Below are 21347 nucleotides of genomic sequence, written 5' to 3' on the forward strand. Positions count from 1 at the left end.
CTATACAAATATATTTAATAACGAAATTAGTCCAAGTGCTACAACAGATAGTATTGTCTCCATTGCAGTCCATGTTAATAATGTTTCTTTTACAGTCATTCCGAAATACTCTTTAATCATCCAAAATCCAGAATCGTTCACATGTGATAATATTAATGACCCTGCACCTGTTGAAAGTGCCAATAACTCTACATTCACTCCCGGTGTACTTGCCGCAATCGGTGCTACTATTCCTGCTGCTGTCATCATGGAAACAGTAGCAGAGCCAGTCGCGATTCGAATAAGTGCAGCAATTCCCCACCCTAATAATATTGGTGAAATATGTGATTCTTTCGCCATCTCCGCAATTGTAGTTCCAATCCCAGAATCTAATAACACTTTATTAAAGGCACCACCTGCACCGATAACTAACAGTATGTTTGCAATTGGACCTAAACAATCATTTGTAAATTGTAATACTTTGTCTTTAGAAAATCCTTTTGCATAGCCAAGACTAAAGAAAGAATATATCGTTGCAATTAATAATGCGACTATTGGATCTCCAATAAAGTGCAATACTTGTGCAAATTGGCTTGTTTTATTTAATGCTACTTCCGCTATCGATGCACCTAGCATAAGAAATACTGGAAGTAAAATAGTAAACAATGTATTTCCGAAGCTAGGAAGTTCCTTCTTCTTATCTCTTTCAATAAATTGCTCCGCTATATCTAATGGTACTTCTTTATGTATACGAGCACCGATCCATTTCCCGTAAAGCGGACCTGAAATTATTGCAGTTGGAAGTCCGACAATTAATGCATATAAAATTGTCTTCCCTACATCTGCTTTAAATATACCTACCGCTGCCATAGCTGCTGGATGCGGTGGAACGAGTCCGTGTACAACAGATAGTCCTGCTACTAGCGGAATACCGATTGTAATAAGTGATACCCCTGTTTCTAACGCAATTGTAAATACTAACGGAATTAATAGTACAAATCCAACTTGGAAAAATACCGGAATCCCTACGATAAATGCAACGAACATCATTGCCCAGTGAACACGCTTTTTCCCAAAACGTCCAATTAATGTGTTAGCAATTCGTTCAGCACCGCCAGATTCAGCCATCATTTTTCCAAGCATTGTTCCTAAAGCTAAAACAATCGCTAAAAACCCTAACGTATTACCAAGACCTAATTTAATAGAATCGATAATCCCCGGATGTTGTGGTGAGGTTCCAATTAAGGGCATCCCCATTGCTAGCCCAACTCCGATTGCTGTTAAAATTAACGCGACAAATGGATGCCATTTTACTACCGTAATTAGTAAAAGTAATATGACAACAGCCGCTAGTACAATCCCAACTACCATTTCTCCCAATCCCCCTATTGTTTACGCTGGAAAGCAGCTATACAATCAAATTCTTCTTTCAATCGATTGTAAAGTCGTTCATACATATAAAACATTTCTAAATAAATAGCCGTATTTTCTTTATTTGGTACATGGTGATGGACAATATCAATCCAATCCTTCACCTCGTCAAGAGAATCAATTTTCCCTACCGCATATAAAGCAAGTGCCGCTGCCCCAAGCGCAGATGCTTCATGACTTTCAGGAACAAGCAATTCTTTTCCCATCATATCGGAGAGCATTTGTCTCCAAAATGCAGACTTCGCAAATCCTCCTGAAACACGTATTTCAGTAAGTGGCCCTGTACAATCACGAATTGCAAGTGCAACTGAATATACACTCATACAGACACCTTCCATAACTGCTCGTATAAAATGTTCTCGTTTATGCTGAAGGTTTATCCCGAAGAATGTACCTCGAGCATTTGCATTCCAGTAGGGTGCACGTTCTCCAGATAGAAACGGTAAAAATAGTAATCCATCTGATCCAGCTGGTACACTTTCCGCATACTTAATTAATAAATCATAAGGATCAATCCCAAGCTTCCTCGCTACCTCTTGTTCCGGGCTACCAAATTCATCACGTAACCACCTAAGTAATATTCCACCGTTATTCGTTGGTCCACCGATAACCCAGTGCTCATCTGTTAATGCGTAACAAAAAGTTCTTCCTTTTTCATCTGTATTAACACTTGATGAAATTGTTCGAACTGCACCACTTGTTCCAATCGTAATTGCAGCTGAGCCAGGTGATATTGCACCGACACCTACATTCGCTAAAACACCATCGCTCGCACCAATAACAACTGGGATATCTTCACGAATTCCCATCTTTTGTGCTAATTCCGGCTTCATTCCCGATAAAATATATGTAGTTGGTACAGGTGCTGATAATTGTTCTGGTGACATATTTAACATAGTTAAAACATCTTCATCCCAGTTTAATGTTTCTAAATTAAATAACCCTGTAGCAGATGCGATAGAATAATCAACTACATAGCGTGAGAACAATTGATAAATGACATACTCTTTAATGGAAATAAATTTATGAGCAGTTCTGAATAAATCCGATTCTTCTTCTTTCATCCACAGCAACTTAGAAAGTGGTGACATCGGATGAATTGGTGTACCAGTTCTTCTATAAATGTCATGACCATTCATTTGTTGTAAGAGTTTTTCTGATTGTTTTGTGCTTCGATTATCTGCCCAAATGATAGAGCGCGTTAACGGCGCACCGTTTTCATCTACTGCAATTAAGGCATGCATTGCTGTACTAATCCCGATAGAAGAAATATCTTCCGGTAACACATTACCCTTCATGATGGCAACGCTTACAGTTTTGTATACAGCAGCACATATTACATCAGGATCTTGCTCCGCCCATCCGACGTTCGGTTGAATGATTGGATAATCAATTGCATGTGAAGCAACGACTTTTCCCTTTTCAGTGAATACAACCGTCTTCGTACTAGTGGTACCGATGTCAATCCCGATTACTCTCCCCCTTGTTTCCATGCGAATCTTCCCTTCGTTTCTAGCAAAATGCGATCTAGTAAACCGTTTACATGAATTAGTATATAAAATATTTTTTCATAAATCAACAATAAAAAAGAAAATTTTTTTCATAATTAAATGTAAATCTCTCATTTCACTTATCCATACACATAAAGCGACTAAATCTCTTGTTTAGACTGGTTCATTGCACGAAACCAACATCTCTCATAAGATATTTGGAAATAAAAAGCTTTGAATCTCTCAAGCAAATAATTGTAATTCATTGGATACAGAAATATACATACAAAAACGCCATCCTTTCCTATGATTCTCCAGAAAGAATAGCGTATTTTTGTAACCCCTCCACCTAAAGATACTAATTTTCGTTTTCTTAGCTTGATGAACATAGGGCGTGAATCCCTACTATCACTTTTTTACCTTGTAAATATAAATACTATAAAATCTAATAGTATTTATATTTTTCCGAAAAATCAAAATAAAATACGAACTTTATTGTATAATGTTGTAAAAAGATGTCGGAGGGATTTAATGTTAAATAAAATATCTCAATTCACAATAAAACTTTCATCAATTCTTTTATCACTCTTACTATTACTAAATTTACCTTATTTATTTATCACTCAACAGGGATTCACTTTTCAACCAATTCATTTTTTTAATCAGATCGTTACTATGTTAAAACAGGTTTTCTCACCTGAATCATTAGTGGTTATAGGATCAGACCCGAAATTTGGTCATTTCAAAAAGACACCATTATTTCCAACTGTTTTAGAACCTTACCTATATTCATTTACTGTATTATTTATAGCCTTTTTTCTTGCGCTCTTTCTATCATCTAGTATGGCATTTTTTTATTTTTTAGCAAAAGATTATATAAAAAAATGGATAAACCGAATTGTATTCATATTAGAAGCTATCCCTGATATGATGATGATGATTTGTTTGCAAATATTTTTCATATGGGTACTTCAGAAATTCGGAGAATCTCCTGTCACCATTATTTCTTTTAATGAAAATCGAGCTTATTTACTCCCTATTTTATCTTTAGCAGTCTTACCTACATTACAAATGTTTCGGATGATGGTGTTATACATAAAAGAAGAACATGGAAAACATTACGTAGAAGTTGCGTATGGAAAAGGACTTTCATCAAGTTATATACTGTGCATTCATTTATTCAAAAATATATCTATCCACTTCTTTCACCATTTAAAAACGATTTTTGTTTTCTTACTTTCTAACTTATTCATTTTAGAATTTGTTTTTAATATGGAAGGCATTATTCAATTTTTATTTAAGAAGGCGTTTATTTCACCTCCAGCTGCATTTATCATACTTGTTATGATTATTTTACCGTTTTATGCCATTTTTCAAATAATCTCATTCATGATGAATAGATGGCAAAAGCAATTGAAAGGAGCAGCATTATGAAATCTATTTGGAAATCAAAACGCTTTTTAATCGGCTTTACTTATTTATTCATACTTGTTTCAGCTAGTTTTATTTATAGTTGGTTCTTTAAAGATACCATTCCAAAACCTCCTCAGTTACTTTACAATGACAATAACGAATTACTTGGAAAGGCCCCCTTTCCACCATCTTTAATACCGCCTTTTGGATCTGATCGTTTTGGAGAGTCTGTTTTCTTACAAATTATAGAAGGAGCAAAATTCACCATTTTATTAGCCGTGGCAATTAGCTTCTTTCGAATTTTATGCGGAACATGTATAGGAATCCTCTTAAGTTTATACGCTCCAAAATTCAAGAGATTTTTCCAGACATGCTCAGAAGTTTTTTATTATATCCCAACTCTATTTATCGCATTCATACTCATCACGCCCGTTAATATTGTAATTACATCAAATGCTGATAGATTAGATCCAAATATTTCATTTACGTTTTATCAAGTTCTCGTACTTATTTTCGTCGCTCTGCCTACACTTTCTTTATATATATCCTCAGAGGTTGATGAATTTATGAAACGAGATTACATTTTAAGTTCACAATTACTGGGTGCTAGCCGTTTTCATATTATCAAAAAACACTTACGAGTCTTATTACTTGATCGCGTATTTGTGTTATTTATGGAACATATCGTCCAAACACTCATACTCGTTATCCATTTAGCGTTGCTTAACATTGTAATTGGCGGGATACAAATGCGAGAACTGAATGATGGAGAGTTCAAACCTGTTTCTCTTTCTAATGATTGGGCAGGCCTTATTGGATTAAATCGTTATGAAATGAATCTGTCATGGTGGATTATTTTTTATACTCTCGTTTCATTCTTTATTACGATTCTATTTATTAAGCTTATGACAATCGGGATTCAAGATGCACTGAAAGCAAGAGATTCGCAAGCTGTAGCAATTCAAACCGTTCCAGATCATAAAAAATTTGTTAAAAATAAAGATTCTTTTTCGTTTGCAAATAAAGTGAACTTTTAATCATGTCTCATCAATCAAGTATTAATTGGCATTGATATTAGTAGAATATAAAGAAGATGATCCCTATTGAATACAGGGATCATCTTTTTTATGCCGTCTAACTTTTTTAAATGTCCTTTGCTAGACTCATGCTTTTTATACTTAAAATGAATTATTTACAATCACAATTATTCTGTTTAAAATCGATTACCATACGGCCCTGAATCCTACCTTGTTCCATTTCTTCGAATACATCTTGTACTTCATCTAGTGGACAAGTTTGAACAACCGGCACTACTTTACCTTCTGCACCGAACATAAATGCCTCCTCTAGATCCTTACGAGTACCTACTAGAGAACCAACTACTTCAATTCCGTCTAATACAAGTCGTGGAATGTTTAAATCCATCGTTTCGACTGGTAAACCTACCGCAACTACTTTACCACAAGCACGTACTGCATCAACCGCTGAGTTGAATGCTACTTTAGAAACGGCTGTTACTACAGCAGCATAAGCGCCACCAAATGTTTCTTGAACAACTTTATCAGCAGGACCTTGAGAAATTGGATTGATAGTCATATCAGCACCAACCTCTTTTGCCAATGCTAATTTGTCGTCATTAATATCTACTGCAATTACCTTTGCACCAAATACATTTTTAGCATATTGGATAGCTAAGTTACCCAATCCACCACAACCATAGATTACGATAGGTTGACCAGGTTTAATGTCTGATACTTTAATAGCTTTATATGTAGTTACGCCTGCACATGTGATTGATGATGCTTGAGCAGGATCTAATCCTTCTGGTACTTTCACTGCATAATCAGCTGTAACGATACATTGTTCAGCCATACCACCATCTACTGAATAACCAGCATTTTTAACTTCACGACAGAATGTTTCTCTACCAGTTACGCAATATTCACAACGTCCACAAGATTGGAACATCCATGCAATACTTACACGGTCACCAACCTTAAGTGAAGTTACATCATCAGCAATTTTAGTAACAATACCTACACCTTCATGACCAAGGATGCGGCCATCCGTGTTACCAAAATCATGATTCGCAACGTGTAAATCAGTGTGGCAAACTCCACAATACTCTACATCTACTAATGCTTCGCCTGAATGTAACGGACGTAATTCTTTTTCGATAACTTCGATGTTCGCTTTGCTGTTTTTATTAACCACTACTGCTTTCATATGTGATCTCCCCTTTAGTGTTTTAGAGTTTTAATGAGTTCATCTCACAAATTCTGTCCTCACTGTTTTGGCTAATTATTGTACCAAATTTAAGTGTTCAATCATCATTACAAGTTCATCATAACATGACATTTCATAAGTGAATTGTGAAATTATGAACAATGTTTGAATTATTGCATAAATCGATTTTTTTAACTGAATGTTTTTAAAGATGAGTGTTTATGAATATAAATAAATCGCATATTTCTACAGGAAAATAAATCAACTACGTTTAGAGATTATACAATCAAACTATCCACCAATATAAAAAAGCTCTTCATTTGAAGAGCTTTTTTATATTCGCTTCATCGAAATTGTTTCACGTATGCTTTGTAAATTTTGCAGTGTTTCCTCCTGTCGTTGCAACGACAAACCCACATACAAAGTATCTAATAAACTAAGCTGCGCTAATCGTGATGAACTTGCTTCTGTACGAAATTCAGTCTCACGCGTCGAAGTATATAACGTTATATGAGCAAGTTGGCTTAATGCCGATTTTTGATAGCTCGTAATCGCAATGATTTTGGCTCCTCTTGCTTTCGCTACTTCTAACGCTTCAAGTAAACCTTTATTACTGCCCGAATGAGAAATTGCAATGACCACCGCTTCTTTTGTCAACAAGCCAGCTCCCATAATTTGAAAATGAGAATCCGTATGAGCAATACAAGAAATACCCGTTCTCATAAACTTATGATAAGCATCCATCGCAATAATACCCGAACCACCATTTCCATAAAACTCAATTCGTTTCGCTTCATTCAGCGCACTTACTGCCTGTTCCAACGCGTTATCGTTTAACAAATGTAATGTATCTTGCAGTCCTGTAATATGTGAATGAAAAACTTTTTTAGCAACAGTGACCATATTATCTTCTACCGATACTTCCTCATGAATATTTTGCATCGGGGTATGTACAATCTCACGAGCTAATGTAATTTTCAAGTCTTGAAACCCTTGAAAACCTAGGTGTTTGCATAAGCGGAATATCGTTGCTTCGGAACTATTCGTAACTTCCGCTAATTCCGTAATCGATTTATGTACAACATCTTGTGGATGTTTCAAAATATGTTCGGCAATACTTCGTAATTTCGGTGATAAACCATTTAACGAAGCCTGAATCTTTCCAATCCCACTTTTTGTACCAGGCATAGCGTATCTTCCCCTTCCATAGTAGCTTTATTGTACCTAATTATTGAAAGAAGAAAAACCTCTATTTGGCGCATCACTATACATTTTATTTGCTCCTATGTATTCTACCGTAACATATGACACAATTATTCATACTTATTTCTAGTTTTCCCCATGCTTTACTGCGTATAATGCAGCTTGTGTACGATCATCTACTTCCAATTTAGCCAATACGTTAGAAACGTGTGTTTTCACAGTTTGTTCTGTAATATGAAGCTCTGCTGCAATCTCCTTATTACTTCTTCCTTTCGCAATTTCACGAAGTACTTCTTGCTCCCTTTTCGTTAACATGGAAAAAGGATCCTCTTTTTCTTTCTTGACTGCTGACCGCCCTAATAGCGCAGGTGTTACCTTTGGATGAAAATTTGCATTCCCTTGATATACCGCAACAATTGACGCAACGAGTTGATCTGGCTGTACCTCTTTTAATTGATAACCATCTGCTCCAGATTCTATTGCCGGTAAAACATAATCTTGTTCTGAAAAACTGCTTAACATAAGTATCTTTATCGTCTCATCGTATTGTTTTATACGTTTTGTCGCTTCAATACCATCCATTTTCGGCATTGATACATCCATTAATACTACATCTGGCCTTTCTGTTTTGACGAATGTTAATGCTTCTTCACCATTTTCTGCTTCCCCAATAATTTCAAATTCTTCTCTCGTCTTCAAAAAGAATACGAGTCCCCTTCGAACGATATGATGATCTTCTACAAGTAATAATTTAATTTTCATTGACGTTCTCCCTCTCAAACTGGTAATTGAATTTCTATCTTCGTTCCCTTTTCCGGTTCTGCTTTTATTCGAAAAATCCCCCTCATTAATTCAATTCGTTCTTTCATACTTTTCAAACCAAGTGCTGACTCTCTTACTTGATCCTGTATAAATCCTATTCCGTTATCTTCTATGTAAAAGTGCAGCTTATTATCTTCAATCCTTAAATGAACACATACTTTTTCACACGAAGCATGCTTTTTACAATTATGTAATGCCTCTTGACTTATACGCCATAAAACTTCTTCTATTTCATCTTCAATTAAAATCATTCCATCAATTCGAACTTCCACTTGAATTCCTAACAGTTTTCCGTAATTTTGAATCGCTTCTGCTAAACCTTTCTCTAATCCTTCAGGCCTTAATTGCCAAATCAAAAGTGTCATCTCTTGTAATGCTTCCTGTGATAATTCTCCAATATAACTTAACATCTCTTGCAGGTCTCTATCCTTCGTCATATTTAGAGTCCCTTTCGCTGTTAGCATAATTGAAAATAACAATTGTTTAACGGAATCATGTAGATCACGTGCCAATCGATTTCTTTCAGCTACAACTACATATTTTCGTTCTCTCTCAACTAATTGAATACGTTGTATTGTCGTTCCAATTTGAAATGCAATCGCTTCTAATAACGCTAATTCCTCCTCTGAAAAATGTGTTTTATGAGGCGAGGCTACATTTAATAAACCGAATTTCTCTGATCCAGATCTTAGCGGGATTGTCGCATGATGTGTAACATCTTCTGTCTCGCCCCAATTATATTCAATCGCATCCTCTATTCGTTTACATTCAATAATATTTGTCGCTTTTTCCAATCTTCCATTCACAAAACGTTCTACGCACCAACAATCTCCTTCACACATCGGCTTCTTTTCCTGCCACGTAAGAGCTGGGGGTAAGTTTTGGTCTACAAGCATACGATGCTTTCCACTTTCATCAATAAAGAATATCCACCCTGTTTGTAAATTCATAACTTGTAATAATGTATGTAACACTTTTCCTAACATTTCCTGTAAGTTTGTTGCTTCATTTAGTAACTCAGCAATTTCTTTTAATGCTTCTAAACGATGCATCTCTTTTTCATCTATGTTCATTCTCATCACCAACTATCATTATAACATTAAGAAATTTCTAAATTCTACAAACAAAAAAAGAACCGAATTCCTTCAGCTCTTTTTTAGGAGATATCCCATACAGTTCATTCAAATCTAAATTCTAAACCAAAACAGAAATTAGCTAATTTTCATTAACTGTCTGATAAAGATTGTCCCACATGGATATTCTGTAAACTTTCAGTGTTAACGAACATATTCGCTGCTGGCATTTGCACTTGATTTTTATGGAACATAGACATTAATTCAAATCTTACTTGTCTAGAAGTTTCAAAATAATCTTCTGGCTTAATCAAACCTGTAATACAAAATTCATATCCAACATATTTAAGGTTAGGATTTAAGTCTGTAACTCCAACATATTTAAATGGTTCAACAGCTTCATCATCTACTCTATAAAGACTTTGATCCAATTTTTCATTACAAATAACACATACTTCTTCTAACAATTCCTTAACTCTTGTAGGATCTTCCTGATAACTTACCGTGATGCGTTCAATAACTCGCATCCATCCTTTATTAAAATTTTGTATCGTTCTAATCTCTCCGTGTGGTATGGTAAGGAGTTTCCCTGACCATTCACGAATTTGCATAAAACGAATACTAATTTCCTCAATAGTTCCTGAATTTGTTCCGTTAAAAGTAACAAAATCGCCAACACGAAACTCTTTGTCCGCTAATCTTGCAAAGCCCAATATGACATCTTTTAACATTTGTTGTGCAGCAAAACCGATGACAACTCCCGCTATCCCTGCACCTGCAATAATGCTTTTTATATCTACAAATTGACTAATTAAATATATAATCAGACTGATGATAATGATATATCTAAAAATAGATCGAATTACACTTTGAATCGTCTGCTCTACCTCTTCATCAAAAAAACTAGACTTTCTAAAAAACCAATCAATAATGCGATTGATAACAAAAGAAATAATGATAAGAACTAAAGCAAATAGTAAAAACCTTAACAGTAAAAACTCTCTTACATAATTAAAAAATTCTTCAGTATACGTTAATAAACTCATCTATCCACTTCCTTACTAATGAAAATTTCATGCAAAGCTGATCTATTGTAAATACTTATTGATTATCTCAAAAATTGCTTTCGGAACCTCTTTTACCCTGACCTTTCATTTTACTTTCTTAACTATGTATTTGTATTCCTAGTTCATCTTCAACAATATAACCCTTTCATTAATCTTTCAACTTCTGATACCCTTTTCTATTTACTATAAATATACCCTTTTTAATAATCTAAAAGGAGATTACAATAGAAATTTTTATAAACAACTTTGTAATACTCACCTCGTTCAAAGGAATACATTCACATAACACCGAATAGTTCATTTGATACTTTTTTCACGGAGGTTACAATTAATGGGATATATCGAAGAACTAAGAGAAATTGTTGGATCAAGACCACTCAATTTAGCAGGAGTTGCTGTAGCTGTTTTAAATGACCAAGGACAAATATTACTACAACAAAGACGAAATGGCATTTGGGGTGTTCCTGGAGGTTTTGTGGAGCTTGGTGAATCCACAGAAGCAGCTGGAAGACGGGAAGTTCTTGAAGAAACAGGCATTGAAATTGGTACACTTCAGTTAGTAAGTGTATTTTCAGGTAAAGAGTTTTTTGTGAAATTAGCGAACGGAGATGAATTTTATCCTATAACAATCGCTTACCTTTGCAAAGACATTAAAGGTGGCTTGCTAAAAGCTGATGGAGTTGAATCATTACATGTACAATTTTTTGATTTAAATGGGCTACCAGAAAACATTAGCCCGTTCATAAAAAAACTAATTGAACAAAATGTCGTCTCAATTTAAACGTAAAAAGAGGCCTTTTTGAAGGCCTCTTTTTCACTTCACTTCTGCATGTAAACAAGATTTAAAATGTCCAAGTGCATATTCATGTCCTTGCGCATTAAAAGATGCAACTGCCTTTTCATATACAACAATTTTAAATCCTTTATTATAAGCATCTACTGCTGTATGAAGAACACAAATATCAGTGCAAACCCCTACAAGATGAACTTCTTCTATTCCTCTTTCTCTTAACTTCATCTCTAGATCTGTTCCAGCAAATGCACTGTATCGTGTTTTGTCCATATAATATACATTCGCAGCATTTCTATATTTTTCGTATACATCTTGTAATTCACCGAATAAGTCTCTTCCATTTGTACCTGCTATATTATGAGGAGGGAATAACTTTGCTTCTGGATGATATTCATCATTTTCTTCATGTTTATCGATTGCAAACACTACGTAATCTCCATTTTCAATATATTGCTTCGTTATATGTACAAGTTCCTTCTCAATTTCTTGACCTGGTTTCCCGCAAGTTAAAGCACCTTTTTCAGCTACAAAATCATATGTATAATCGATATTAATAAGAGCTCGTTTCATAACTACTATCTCTCCTTCTCCTGTTTCACAATAAACAATAGAAAATTTGTTATTACGACATCGTATGTACTATTCGACATTTCAAATGAAATACCTACATTTCCAACTCAATACTTACCTTAATCCGAGTTTATCATAAAATCGGTACACAATGACAAAACATACAGTTCCAATTAATAAATCATGAATTTGATAATTGAGCGTTACTTCAATTGCCTCTTGTAAGGTAAACCAAATTATCGACATCATTATCACAAGTAAGAAAATACGAATACATCGCTTCAAATTTTCAATCCCTTTCTCTTACATAGCAAAGAATAACTTCTTCCTATTCATTCGTATTAGAAAGCGAAACAGATTATTCTCTATTACATCATTCAATCCATACAAAAAAGCACACTACTTTTTTGAGTAATGTACTTTTTATTCCGCTTAAGACGCAGGCTTCGTTTCAAACGTCGCTTGATTCAAGCTAATGACTTTTCCTTTTGGATCATTGTTTTCAAACTGAGCTGCGGTAATCGTATGGCTACCTGTCTCGAGCGTCTTTTCTTTTAATTGTACTGTTGTCTGTGTTGTACTAGTTACTTGATGTTTATCTGCAAATATTTGATCTACAAATACAAATGTTTCTTTATCATTTTGAAAATTGGAAAGTTCTAATTCGACTTGCTGAATTAAAGTATCCTTTTTTATGAATACAGTTGGTATATTGCCATTTTCAGAAGTACCATCTGGAGTAGTTACTTTTACTTTCCCTTCTCCGATTGGCACTGCTCCTTCAGGAAATACGACCATATTCTCATCACTTGCATTTACAACTTGTTCTTCCTGGTTTGACTGTGCATCTTCTTTTCCCTTTGGAGCACCACAGCCTACTAATAACAATACAGACAATCCAGTGATTATGAATTTCTTCAAAATTCATCCCCCCTGTTATTTCATTATAATTTATTATACAAAAATAACTTCTTAATTTTAAAACTATTTTTTAACACTTTCATGAACAAATATTAGCTTGCTCACGATTACTGTACCATACTTTCATTTTAAGAACATTAATTTTTTTAAAGAAATAAATAGTAATTCCACTCTATTCATCATTTTAGCCCAATTTACTAAAAAAATATCCATTCAAAATAAAAAGACATTGTCATTTCAATGTCTTTTCTACATAACATTTAGAAAATAAATGTTGTAATCTCATCAACTTCTTTTCGCGAAAGTTTCTTCGGCTTATCTTTCGGAAACCCGAGTGAAATTACCATATTAATTTGTTTTTGAGGCTCAATTTGTAAATATTGTCGCAGTTCATCTTGAGCTAATAATACAGGTCCTGTCATTGGACAAGTACCCAGTCCTCTCGCATGTGCAGCCAACATTAAGTTTTGTGCTGCTAAACAGCTACTCTTAATTCCTTCCTCTTCCCATACTGAATCAGGAACGAAGGCAATTGGATCAAATATCTTTTCACGAAACTTTGATTCATATGGTGTTGCCAAACATACGATTAATACTGGCGCCTCAGAGAAAGCTGTCGCATATGGACCGAAAGAACGTGTAAGTAATTTCCCTGCTTTCTCTTCTCCATTTTCTGCTGCTTTTGCCGCAAGTTTATGTAATGCATCCCATGTCATTTGTTCAATTTCTTTAATTTTCTCTCTGTTCATAATGACCAAGAACTCCCACGTTTGTGAGTTCGTATCACTCGGTGCATAACGAGCACAATCAATAATTTCTTTTATATCACTAGTGGATACTTCTTGTTCTGTAAACTTTCTAACACTTCGTCTACCGTGAATTACTTCTTTAAAATCTTCATAATTCATATATTAAATCCCCTTTTTACAGCGTTTTCAAAACTTGTCCTATGGTTGAATTATATCATGAAAAAAAGCTGGGGGAATACCAGCTTTTTCCCTCATTATTAATTTGTCACTTTAAACAAACTAATACTTTCTTCATATGCAGCTTGTAGTTTTTTCGTAATTGGTCCTCTTTCGCCGCTTCCAAACTTCTCATCACCAATTTGAACAACAGGGAATATTTCAAGTGGTGTCGCTGTAAAGAAACATTCGTCAGCCTCGTATACTTCTTGCAATGAGAATTCACGCTCTTCTACTTCAATATGTAAAGCTTTCGCTAATGTAATAACGTAGTGACGAGTAATACCGTGTAGAATGAAATTATCGGCTGGATGTGTAATTAATTTATTATTTTTCACCATAAAGAAATTCGAATGACACCCTTCTGTTACAACTCCATCTCGTACTAATATCGCTTCTTGATACCCTTGGTCGTTTATTTTATTTTTAATCATGATATTAGGTAGAAGGTTCAAAGATTTTATATGGCAAAACTTCCAGCGTATATCCTCTTCTACAGTAACCTTTATTCCTTGTTCCATAGTAGCGATAGGTCTTAGAAACGAAACAATATTCGCAAAATATGTTGGCTGTAAATCTTTTTCATACACATGATTTCGAGCTTGAGCTCCACGTGATATTTGAAGATACACATTCCCATCTTCTTGAAATTGATTTCTTTCAATCATTTGATAAAGTTCTTCAACTAACTCTTCCTTTGTAAACGGAGGAACAATATTTATTTCCCTCATAGATTTAAAAAAGCGTTCCAAATGTAAGTCTAATAAATGAGGCTTCCCATCGTATAGCCTAAATACTTCATATATGCCTTCACCAAATTGGAGTCCTCGCTCTTCTAACGCAACCATCGGCTGTTCTTCTTTCGTATTTACAATTCTTCCGTTAAACAAAATCCAATCTTTATGAGTAGCTTTCATTCCTTCCCACTCCTTTATTCCATGATTGGTTTTATTGTACAACTTATCCACACTTAAAAGAAGGAATTTTCTGTATTTAACTAAACAAAAAAAGTACATCACCTACTTAAAGTGATGCACTCAACCATTCATTTATTTCAAAAAATATTTTTCAATATCATCTAGCATTAAGTTTGCAGCTTTAATACCGCCTGCTGTGTTCCAAATTACTTCATCCACTTGGAATACTTTATTGTCTTTAGAAGCTTGTAGCTGCTTAAAGAGTGGGTCTTCTGTCCATTCTTTTGCTAACGTGGTTCCTTCGTTATTCTTATCTGCATCTTTATCAGATGTGAAGTAGAATATGTAGTCCCCATCCATATTCGGAATTTGCTCTTTTGTAATTCCTTTTATCGCAAACTCATCTTTATCCTGTAGTGGTGGTCGCTTAAATCCAATATCATTTAAAACAGCACCTGAGAATGAGTTTTTCTGATAAATACGAACGTCACCTGGTACGAAGCGAATAATAGAAACTTTAGAATTCAATTTATCTCCTAACTTCTCTTTCATTCCTTCAATACGTTTTTTATAATCTTCAAGAGCCTTTTGCCCTTCTTTTTCTTTATTTACAGCTTTTGTATAGAGTGTAAAGTTTTCTTTCCAATCCCCGCGCAATGTTTCAGCGTATACAGTTGGCGCTATTTCGTTCAATTGCTCATATATTTTTTCATGACGCATTTTATTCCCGATAATTAAATCTGGCTTAAGCTTCATAACTGCCTCTAAATTAATATCACGCTCAGTACCTACAACTTTCGTATCTTTTAAATCTTTCGCTAAATGAGGATACCATTCATCACCAGCACGTGGTTTTGTAGTTCCAACTGGCGTTACTCCAACAGCTAAAAGTGCCTCCGCACCCTCATTTGTTAAAACAACTACTTTTTTAGGTGTACCATTTACTGTTGTTTCACCCATTGCATGCTTTACGGTATACGAATCTTTTGCTTTAGCTGATGTATCATTTTCTTTTTTCTCTTCTTTGCTACACCCTGCGATTATTACCATAAGTATCATAATGCAGAACATAAATATTTTTTTACTATGTACCATATGTCCTCCCTAGATGAAATCGATTATCATTAACAATTAAAGGTTAATGTATATTACATACATTGTCAATGTATATCAGAAAACTTTTTTAATATATACAATTTAAATTCTATCCGCTATTCAAATGTTTATTTTTAAAATAAACTGTATAAGTATGAAAATAATAAACGTTCTTAAAATGCGTATCTACGTTATACATAAATACGCATTCATATTACATTATAAATTCATTTTCTAATATTGATTATATTTAATATATGATGGATCATTGTACACCCACTGATTTCCACCAAGGTTCAACCAACCGTTTTGATTAATATATACTAAATAAGATTCCGGGTTATTTAATTTACGAATAACTGAAGAAGATGTTGATGGACCACTTCTTAAATTTACATTTGTTCCTTGTATATATGCGACACCAATTGCGCTTCCATCGCTATTGCTCTTCTTTACAAAATTAATGTACGAAGGATCATTATACACCCATTGTCCATTTCCTAAGTCTAACCATCCGTTACTTTCCTGATATACGACATACGATTCTGGGGAGTTTAGTTGACGAATAACCGAAGAAGATGTTGATGGACCACTTCTTAAATTCACATTTTTCCCAAGGATATAAGCAATCCCCTTCGTTTGTGGTATTGGCTGAGGATTTGGAGGTTGTGGATTTGGAGGATTTGGATTTGGAGCTACTCCAAAAATAGCTGCTATTCCGTTTGCATATGCTTGACTTAAATCTTCAATAAATTGTGGGTTTTTCAATAAATTAGCATCAAATGTTGTATCAATAAAAGCAGTCTCAGTTAAAATTGCATCCATTGCAGTCTCCCTTAGTACCGCATAATTTGCTTTTTTTGCCCCTCGATCACGAAGACCATATTTTGTTAATACAGGATTGACTGCTGCATGCATTTTTTGTTGCTTTTCATATGCGGAACTACTATTAGATAGCGCATTGTAAATATAACTTTCAAATCCAGTTCCACCGCCACTATTAATGTGAAATGAGATAAAATAATCTGCACCAAATGAATTAGCAATATTAGCACGTTCTGATAAAGAGATAAATACATCACTATCACGTGTCATTTTAATATTGATTGGGTAATTTGCAGATAAAATATCTCGCACACGTCTAGCAATTTGAAGTGTTAACTCTTTTTCCACTAACCCATTACCCACAGCACCAGAATCATATCCACCATGCCCTGCGTCTATAACAAGTTTCATATATCTTTTTCATTCCTTTCTTTATTGTAATAAGCTTTCATTTCTACTCGTCCTATTTTATGTTAATTGTACAAGTTCCGTTACAAGTACAAATAAAAAAAACCCCTTATGTAAGGGGGGGTCTATCACTTTTTTTTAACCAATTTAAAATGAATATGTATGATTGATAGTGGATGTAGCGTACGCAAAATAAAAGAAATAAAAGAAACATTCCAACTCCGCTATATAGCAAACCAAACTTCAAAAAGATGTTCAAAAGAGGCGGGAAATGAGATGCGTTTTGTAATACAAATAACATGCAAAACAAAATTACAAACACAGGTATATATTGTAATTCATATGGTCTTCTCTTCTTATACATTCTTTTTCGAATGAAAATTTGGCATAATTCTGCTACAATAAAGCAACTTCCAACTAAAGCAAGACCAGCAGTCATTGTCATACGTTCACCTACCCCATATTCATTTCATCAAGCAATCAATATTCACTATATTTTCTTTACATATATTCCATTTTCCTCAATAAAACCAGATCCCTTTATGAAAGATTTAGCTTGTTCCGTAAATACCTCATGCAATACTTTTATTTCTTTCACATTTCTCTGTTTCATCATTTCTTCAAATGTAAAATACGTATTTGTCCCGTATCCATAACCTTGATAATCAAAATGAATAATTAACTGTGACAAAATAGCACTCTCTTCTTGAACGCTATAATCTATTACACCAATATATGTATCATCAACTTTTACACAATACTGAACCTTTTTCACATCTAAGCTGTGTGAATGGAACATTTCTTTTACAGCGCTTTCATTTTCTATATTTACTTTCTCAAACGTAATCATATGTTGTCCATCCTTTTACTATTATTGTATCAATAATAAATGCAATTTATGAAAAAAACCTTAAGATCGAATGCGACCTTAAGGTTTTTTATTAAACTAAGCTATACGCACGCTTTGTTTCTTCGTGGAACTTATTCGTATCGTATTTATGCTCAACATAAATTTGATGCCATACCATAAACGCAAGTACAGTCCAAATTTTACGGCTATAATCGCCTTTATCTGCACAATGTGCTTCCAGTAAGTTTAATACATACTGTTTTTCGATTAAATGCTCAGTTTTGCTTTCTTTAATAATATTTACAGCCCAATCGTGCATTTCATCTTTTAGCCAATGACGAATTGGTACTGGGAATCCAAGCTTTTTACGATCTAACACGTGATCCGGAACAATTCCACGAGCAGCTTCACGTAATATAGCTTTTGTTGTTCCGTTTGCAATTTTAAATTCTGTCGGAATTTTAGATGCAACGTCAAATACTTCTTTATCTAAGAACGGTACACGAAGTTCTAATGAATTTGCCATCGTCATTTTATCAGCTTTTAATAAAATATCGCCGCGTAACCATGTGAACATATCAATGTACTGCATTTTACTTACATCATCATAATCTTTAATTTCGTTATACAATGGTTTCGTGATATCCATATAGTTAACACTTTCATCGTAATACTTCATTAATTCAGCTTTCTCTTCTTCACGGAAGATTTTCGCATTTCCATAGTAACGCTCTTCGATTGGCGTACATCCACGCTCTAAGAAGCTTTTCCCTTTAAACCCTTCTTTAAGAGCACCACTTAATGCCTTTAGAACACTCTTTCCTGGGCTAGGAATGTAAGAGAACATTTTTAAAGAGTTTGGCTCACGATAAATGTTATATCCACCAAATAGCTCGTCTGCACCTTCACCAGAAAGAACAACCGTTACATGTTTACGCGCTTCTTTCGCAACGAAATACAATGGTACAGCTGCCGGATCCGCTAAAGGATCATCCATATGCCAAATAATTTTTGGGAACTCATCCATAAATTCTTGCGCTGTAATGAATACGTTATGGTTTTTAACTCCTAATTTCTCAGCAGTTTCTTTCGCAACATCAACTTCACTGAAACCACGTTGTTCGAAACCAATAGAGAATGTTAATAGATTTGGATTCATTTCTCTTGCGATAGAAGCAATAATAGATGAATCGATACCACCAGAAAGGAATGAACCTACTGGTACATCACTACGCATATGTACTTTTACAGAATCGTATAATACATCACGAATTGCTTGGATATGCTCCTCTTTCGTTGCGCTTGAAGCGTTGAAATAAGGATTCCAGTAGCGATGGATTTCCATCTCTTTACCGATTTCTTTTACGAAGTAATGACCAGGCTCAATTTTGTTAACATCAATTGTTAATGTTTCTGGCTCTGGACCATATTGGTACGTAAAGTAGTGTTGTAGTGACTTTGGATTTACCCCTTTGTCTTCCATTACATGCATAATACTTTTCTTCTCAGATGCGAAGAATGTAGTATCACCTTGTTGTGCGATGTATAAAGGCTTAATACCGAAGTGGTCACGTGCACCGAAAAGTTTCTTTTCTTCACGATCCCAAATCATAAATGCAAACATACCACGAAGGTAGTCTACACATTTTTCTTTCATATGTGCATACAATGCAATAATAACTTCTGTATCAGATTGCGTTGCAAAAGTTGCACCTTTTTCAAGTAACATTTCACGTAATTCTACATAGTTGTAAATCTCACCATTAAAAATAATTACATATCGATCATTTTCATAAGTTAGCGGCTGATGTCCTGCCTCTAAGTCAATGATACTTAAACGGCGGAAGCCAAATTGTACATGTTCATCACGAAAATATCCTTCGTCATCTGGACCGCGGTGGAAAATCATCGTGTTCATATTTTCAAATTGATGTTTTTCTGTTTCTGAAAACTCTCTAGGGTTTTCACATAAACATCCTACAAAACCACACATACTTCTTACCCTCTTTCAGTTTTCATTCTGTCTCTATACTACTATATCAACCCTATTTATACTAGCATAATCAACTGAATATGGCGACCAAAAACTATAAAAAACTCACTCCATTTCACATTTTTAACAATTTTTTATGAAAACATGAAAACTAGGCACTCACCTTTCTCCGCTTTTGTCATATGATATTGCAAATTGATTTCTAGGAGGTAATACCATGAGTGAAGAAAAAAAAGATTCTTCTCGCCCACCGGTTCGTAATTATTTAAAGCAAATTGATGATTTTTTCGAACAAACTCCTCTTCGTGGCGTAATTGCTGATTTAAATCATTTTTTCCAAAAAGGAAACCGTTTATTAACATTCCCAGTAGATTTATACGAAGTTGGTGACGAACTCGTCGTTACAGCCGAACTACCAGGTATACAAAAAGAACAAATTCAAATTGAAATACAAAGCGAATACTTAAAAGTCTCTGTAAAAGAAGATATACTTGAAGAGACAGAAGAAGAATCTTCTCACAATTATTATCGCCGAGAACGTTCCATTTCAGAAGCGTCAAGAATTATTAAGTTACCATATTTAATTAATAAAAAAACAGCGAAAGCTTCTTATCAAAACGGTGTGTTAGAAATTCGCGCACCGAAACTGCCACAACAGCATGACATATTATCCATAGACTAAAAGACAAAAAAGAAGGGTGCTAAGCACCCTTCTTTTTAATCCACTAATCGCTTCATATCACGTATAATATCTTCGTATGGCGTATTACTAATACCACTATATTTTTTCATTACTTTTCCATTTTGATCGACTAAGAAAAATGATGTTCCGTGAATAACTTGCCCATTCTCTGGTTTATCCACAAGCGATTGGAAATTATCTTTTGAAAACTTTGTAATATCCTCTAGTGAATAACCTGTTAACAAGTTCCAGTTACTTGTATCTTCTGTAAACTTTTGAATGAAAGCTTTCAAATTTTCTGGTTTATCAAGGTCAGGATCTACACTAAACGAAACAAACTGAACATCCAACTTCTCTTCCTTAGCCATTTTTTGTAATTTAGCCATATTAGCAGTCATTGGCGGACAAACCGTTTGACAGCTTGTAAACATGAAATCAGCTACCCAGACTTTCCCTTTTAAATCTTTTGTACCAAACGGCTTTCCTTCTTGATTTGTAAATTGGAAAGTTTCTAAATCCCAGTTTAACGGTTTACGTAATTTTGACCCTGAACTGCTACAACCTGCAAGTACAAAGAGACAAAATACAACCATAAGACCAATTAGCTTTTGATAACGCTTCATT

The 21347-nt window shown here is 34.5% G+C and carries 22 protein-coding genes; 4 read left to right on the forward strand and 18 right to left on the reverse strand.

The features are described 5' to 3' along the window. Both QCI75_RS15780 and gntK read right to left on the reverse strand, forming a co-directional pair. The gene (locus QCI75_RS15780; RefSeq protein ID WP_144506356.1) at positions 1 to 1350 is read right to left on the reverse strand and encodes a GntP family permease; all 1350 of its coding nucleotides are present in this window, start codon (positions 1348 to 1350) and stop codon (positions 1 to 3) included. A gap of 14 nt (positions 1351 to 1364) precedes the next feature. Beyond that, positions 1365 to 2903, reverse strand: coding sequence for a gluconokinase (gene gntK / locus QCI75_RS15785; RefSeq protein ID WP_144506357.1), 1539 nt, complete (start codon positions 2901 to 2903; stop codon positions 1365 to 1367). Positions 2904 to 3431: 528 nt separating this feature from the next. On the opposite strand from gntK, the gene QCI75_RS15790 reads away from it, so the two are divergent. Together QCI75_RS15790 and QCI75_RS15795 are read left to right on the forward strand one after the other, a co-directional pair. Beyond that, positions 3432 to 4334, forward strand: a complete 903-nt coding sequence (locus QCI75_RS15790; RefSeq protein WP_098306850.1) for an ABC transporter permease subunit — start codon at positions 3432 to 3434, stop codon at positions 4332 to 4334. Continuing rightward, entirely contained in the window at positions 4331 to 5350 is a 1020-nt protein-coding gene (locus QCI75_RS15795) for an ABC transporter permease (RefSeq protein WP_144506358.1), read from the forward strand. The genes QCI75_RS15790 and QCI75_RS15795 overlap by 4 nt, the downstream gene beginning before the upstream one ends. A gap of 151 nt (positions 5351 to 5501) precedes the next feature. Here the strand turns inward: QCI75_RS15795 and adhP are convergent, their stop codons facing one another. The 5 genes from adhP to QCI75_RS15820 form a co-directional block, all read right to left on the reverse strand. Beyond that, positions 5502 to 6539 (reverse strand): alcohol dehydrogenase AdhP, encoded by a 1038-nt coding sequence (gene adhP / locus QCI75_RS15800; RefSeq protein WP_144506359.1) that lies wholly within the window; start codon positions 6537 to 6539, stop codon positions 5502 to 5504. A gap of 333 nt (positions 6540 to 6872) precedes the next feature. Next, on the reverse strand, positions 6873 to 7727 hold the full coding sequence (locus QCI75_RS15805; protein WP_002136112.1) for a MurR/RpiR family transcriptional regulator: 855 nt from the start codon (positions 7725 to 7727) through the stop codon (positions 6873 to 6875). 141 nt (positions 7728 to 7868) lie between these two features. Beyond that, a complete protein-coding gene (locus QCI75_RS15810) occupies positions 7869 to 8504 on the reverse strand; it encodes a response regulator (protein ID WP_088032858.1) in 636 nt (211 codons plus the stop codon). A gap of 14 nt (positions 8505 to 8518) precedes the next feature. Beyond that, entirely contained in the window at positions 8519 to 9637 is a 1119-nt protein-coding gene (locus QCI75_RS15815) for a GAF domain-containing sensor histidine kinase (RefSeq protein WP_483299466.1), read from the reverse strand. Positions 9638 to 9789: 152 nt separating this feature from the next. Then, entirely contained in the window at positions 9790 to 10683 is an 894-nt protein-coding gene (locus QCI75_RS15820) for a mechanosensitive ion channel family protein (protein ID WP_144506178.1), read from the reverse strand. Positions 10684 to 11035: 352 nt separating this feature from the next. On the opposite strand from QCI75_RS15820, the gene QCI75_RS15825 reads away from it, so the two are divergent. After that, a complete protein-coding gene (locus tag QCI75_RS15825; RefSeq protein WP_353760810.1) occupies positions 11036 to 11485 on the forward strand; it encodes an NUDIX hydrolase in 450 nt (149 codons plus the stop codon). Positions 11486 to 11518: 33 nt separating this feature from the next. On the opposite strand, the gene QCI75_RS15830 is transcribed toward QCI75_RS15825, so the two are convergent. From QCI75_RS15830 to asnB, 10 genes are all read right to left on the reverse strand, one after another. Beyond that, positions 11519 to 12067, reverse strand: a complete 549-nt coding sequence (locus tag QCI75_RS15830) for a cysteine hydrolase family protein (RefSeq protein ID WP_264540727.1) — start codon at positions 12065 to 12067, stop codon at positions 11519 to 11521. A gap of 114 nt (positions 12068 to 12181) precedes the next feature. Further along, entirely contained in the window at positions 12182 to 12361 is a 180-nt protein-coding gene (locus QCI75_RS15835; RefSeq protein ID WP_337692284.1) for a hypothetical protein, read from the reverse strand. 138 nt (positions 12362 to 12499) lie between these two features. Beyond that, complete coding sequence (locus QCI75_RS15840) at positions 12500 to 12988, reverse strand: putative periplasmic lipoprotein (protein WP_144506181.1); 489 nt, start codon at positions 12986 to 12988, stop codon at positions 12500 to 12502. Positions 12989 to 13248: 260 nt separating this feature from the next. Further along, positions 13249 to 13896, reverse strand: a complete 648-nt coding sequence (locus QCI75_RS15845) for a nitroreductase family protein (protein WP_002012699.1) — start codon at positions 13894 to 13896, stop codon at positions 13249 to 13251. A gap of 98 nt (positions 13897 to 13994) precedes the next feature. Continuing rightward, on the reverse strand, positions 13995 to 14870 hold the full coding sequence (gene dat, locus QCI75_RS15850) for a D-amino-acid transaminase (RefSeq protein WP_144506182.1): 876 nt from the start codon (positions 14868 to 14870) through the stop codon (positions 13995 to 13997). A gap of 132 nt (positions 14871 to 15002) precedes the next feature. Further along, a complete protein-coding gene (locus QCI75_RS15855; protein WP_002127211.1) occupies positions 15003 to 15965 on the reverse strand; it encodes an ABC transporter substrate-binding protein in 963 nt (320 codons plus the stop codon). 234 nt (positions 15966 to 16199) lie between these two features. After that, complete coding sequence (locus QCI75_RS15860; protein ID WP_353760811.1) at positions 16200 to 17201, reverse strand: N-acetylmuramoyl-L-alanine amidase; 1002 nt, start codon at positions 17199 to 17201, stop codon at positions 16200 to 16202. A gap of 106 nt (positions 17202 to 17307) precedes the next feature. After that, the gene (locus QCI75_RS15865; RefSeq protein WP_353760812.1) at positions 17308 to 17643 is read right to left on the reverse strand and encodes a hypothetical protein; all 336 of its coding nucleotides are present in this window, start codon (positions 17641 to 17643) and stop codon (positions 17308 to 17310) included. A gap of 45 nt (positions 17644 to 17688) precedes the next feature. Beyond that, complete coding sequence (locus QCI75_RS15870) at positions 17689 to 18048, reverse strand: GNAT family N-acetyltransferase (RefSeq protein ID WP_144506185.1); 360 nt, start codon at positions 18046 to 18048, stop codon at positions 17689 to 17691. A gap of 91 nt (positions 18049 to 18139) precedes the next feature. Beyond that, complete coding sequence (gene asnB / locus QCI75_RS15875; RefSeq protein ID WP_002158005.1) at positions 18140 to 20041, reverse strand: asparagine synthase (glutamine-hydrolyzing); 1902 nt, start codon at positions 20039 to 20041, stop codon at positions 18140 to 18142. 217 nt (positions 20042 to 20258) lie between these two features. On the opposite strand from asnB, the gene QCI75_RS15880 reads away from it, so the two are divergent. Further along, complete coding sequence (locus tag QCI75_RS15880) at positions 20259 to 20723, forward strand: Hsp20/alpha crystallin family protein (protein WP_144506186.1); 465 nt, start codon at positions 20259 to 20261, stop codon at positions 20721 to 20723. A gap of 35 nt (positions 20724 to 20758) precedes the next feature. Here the strand turns inward: QCI75_RS15880 and QCI75_RS15885 are convergent, their stop codons facing one another. After that, positions 20759 to 21346: an SCO family protein gene (locus QCI75_RS15885; protein WP_144506187.1), complete on the reverse strand. Its 588-nt coding sequence runs from the start codon at positions 21344 to 21346 to the stop codon at positions 20759 to 20761. Between the last annotated feature and the right edge of the window lies 1 nt (position 21347).

This window comes from Bacillus cereus group sp. RP43 (assembly GCF_040459645.1).
GTDB lineage: Bacteria > Bacillota > Bacilli > Bacillales > Bacillaceae_G > Bacillus_A > Bacillus_A mycoides_C.

Bases quoted from the DNA above. Each gene is read 5' to 3' on its own strand.
- QCI75_RS15780 (WP_144506356.1), bottom strand. From the start codon at position 1,350: ATGGTAGTTGGGATTGTACTAGCGGCTGTTGTCATATTACTTTTACTA.
- gntK (WP_144506357.1), bottom strand. From the start codon at position 2,903: ATGGAAACAAGGGGGAGAGTAATCGGGATTGACATCGGTACCACTAGT.
- QCI75_RS15790 (WP_098306850.1), top strand. From the start codon at position 3,432: ATGTTAAATAAAATATCTCAATTCACAATAAAACTTTCATCAATTCTT.
- QCI75_RS15795 (WP_144506358.1), top strand. From the start codon at position 4,331: ATGAAATCTATTTGGAAATCAAAACGCTTTTTAATCGGCTTTACTTAT.
- adhP (WP_144506359.1), bottom strand. From the start codon at position 6,539: ATGAAAGCAGTAGTGGTTAATAAAAACAGCAAAGCGAACATCGAAGTT.
- QCI75_RS15805 (WP_002136112.1), bottom strand. From the start codon at position 7,727: ATGCCTGGTACAAAAAGTGGGATTGGAAAGATTCAGGCTTCGTTAAAT.
- QCI75_RS15810 (WP_088032858.1), bottom strand. From the start codon at position 8,504: ATGAAAATTAAATTATTACTTGTAGAAGATCATCATATCGTTCGAAGG.
- QCI75_RS15815 (WP_483299466.1), bottom strand. From the start codon at position 9,637: ATGAACATAGATGAAAAAGAGATGCATCGTTTAGAAGCATTAAAAGAA.
- QCI75_RS15820 (WP_144506178.1), bottom strand. From the start codon at position 10,683: ATGAGTTTATTAACGTATACTGAAGAATTTTTTAATTATGTAAGAGAG.
- QCI75_RS15825 (WP_353760810.1), top strand. From the start codon at position 11,036: ATGGGATATATCGAAGAACTAAGAGAAATTGTTGGATCAAGACCACTC.
- QCI75_RS15830 (WP_264540727.1), bottom strand. From the start codon at position 12,067: ATGAAACGAGCTCTTATTAATATCGATTATACATATGATTTTGTAGCT.
- QCI75_RS15845 (WP_002012699.1), bottom strand. From the start codon at position 13,896: ATGAATTATGAAGATTTTAAAGAAGTAATTCACGGTAGACGAAGTGTT.
- dat (WP_144506182.1), bottom strand. From the start codon at position 14,870: ATGAAAGCTACTCATAAAGATTGGATTTTGTTTAACGGAAGAATTGTA.
- QCI75_RS15855 (WP_002127211.1), bottom strand. From the start codon at position 15,965: ATGGTACATAGTAAAAAAATATTTATGTTCTGCATTATGATACTTATG.
- QCI75_RS15860 (WP_353760811.1), bottom strand. From the start codon at position 17,201: ATGAAACTTGTTATAGACGCAGGGCATGGTGGATATGATTCTGGTGCT.
- QCI75_RS15865 (WP_353760812.1), bottom strand. From the start codon at position 17,643: ATGACAATGACTGCTGGTCTTGCTTTAGTTGGAAGTTGCTTTATTGTA.
- QCI75_RS15870 (WP_144506185.1), bottom strand. From the start codon at position 18,048: ATGATTACGTTTGAGAAAGTAAATATAGAAAATGAAAGCGCTGTAAAA.
- asnB (WP_002158005.1), bottom strand. From the start codon at position 20,041: ATGTGTGGTTTTGTAGGATGTTTATGTGAAAACCCTAGAGAGTTTTCA.
- QCI75_RS15880 (WP_144506186.1), top strand. From the start codon at position 20,259: ATGAGTGAAGAAAAAAAAGATTCTTCTCGCCCACCGGTTCGTAATTAT.
- QCI75_RS15885 (WP_144506187.1), bottom strand. From the start codon at position 21,346: ATGAAGCGTTATCAAAAGCTAATTGGTCTTATGGTTGTATTTTGTCTC.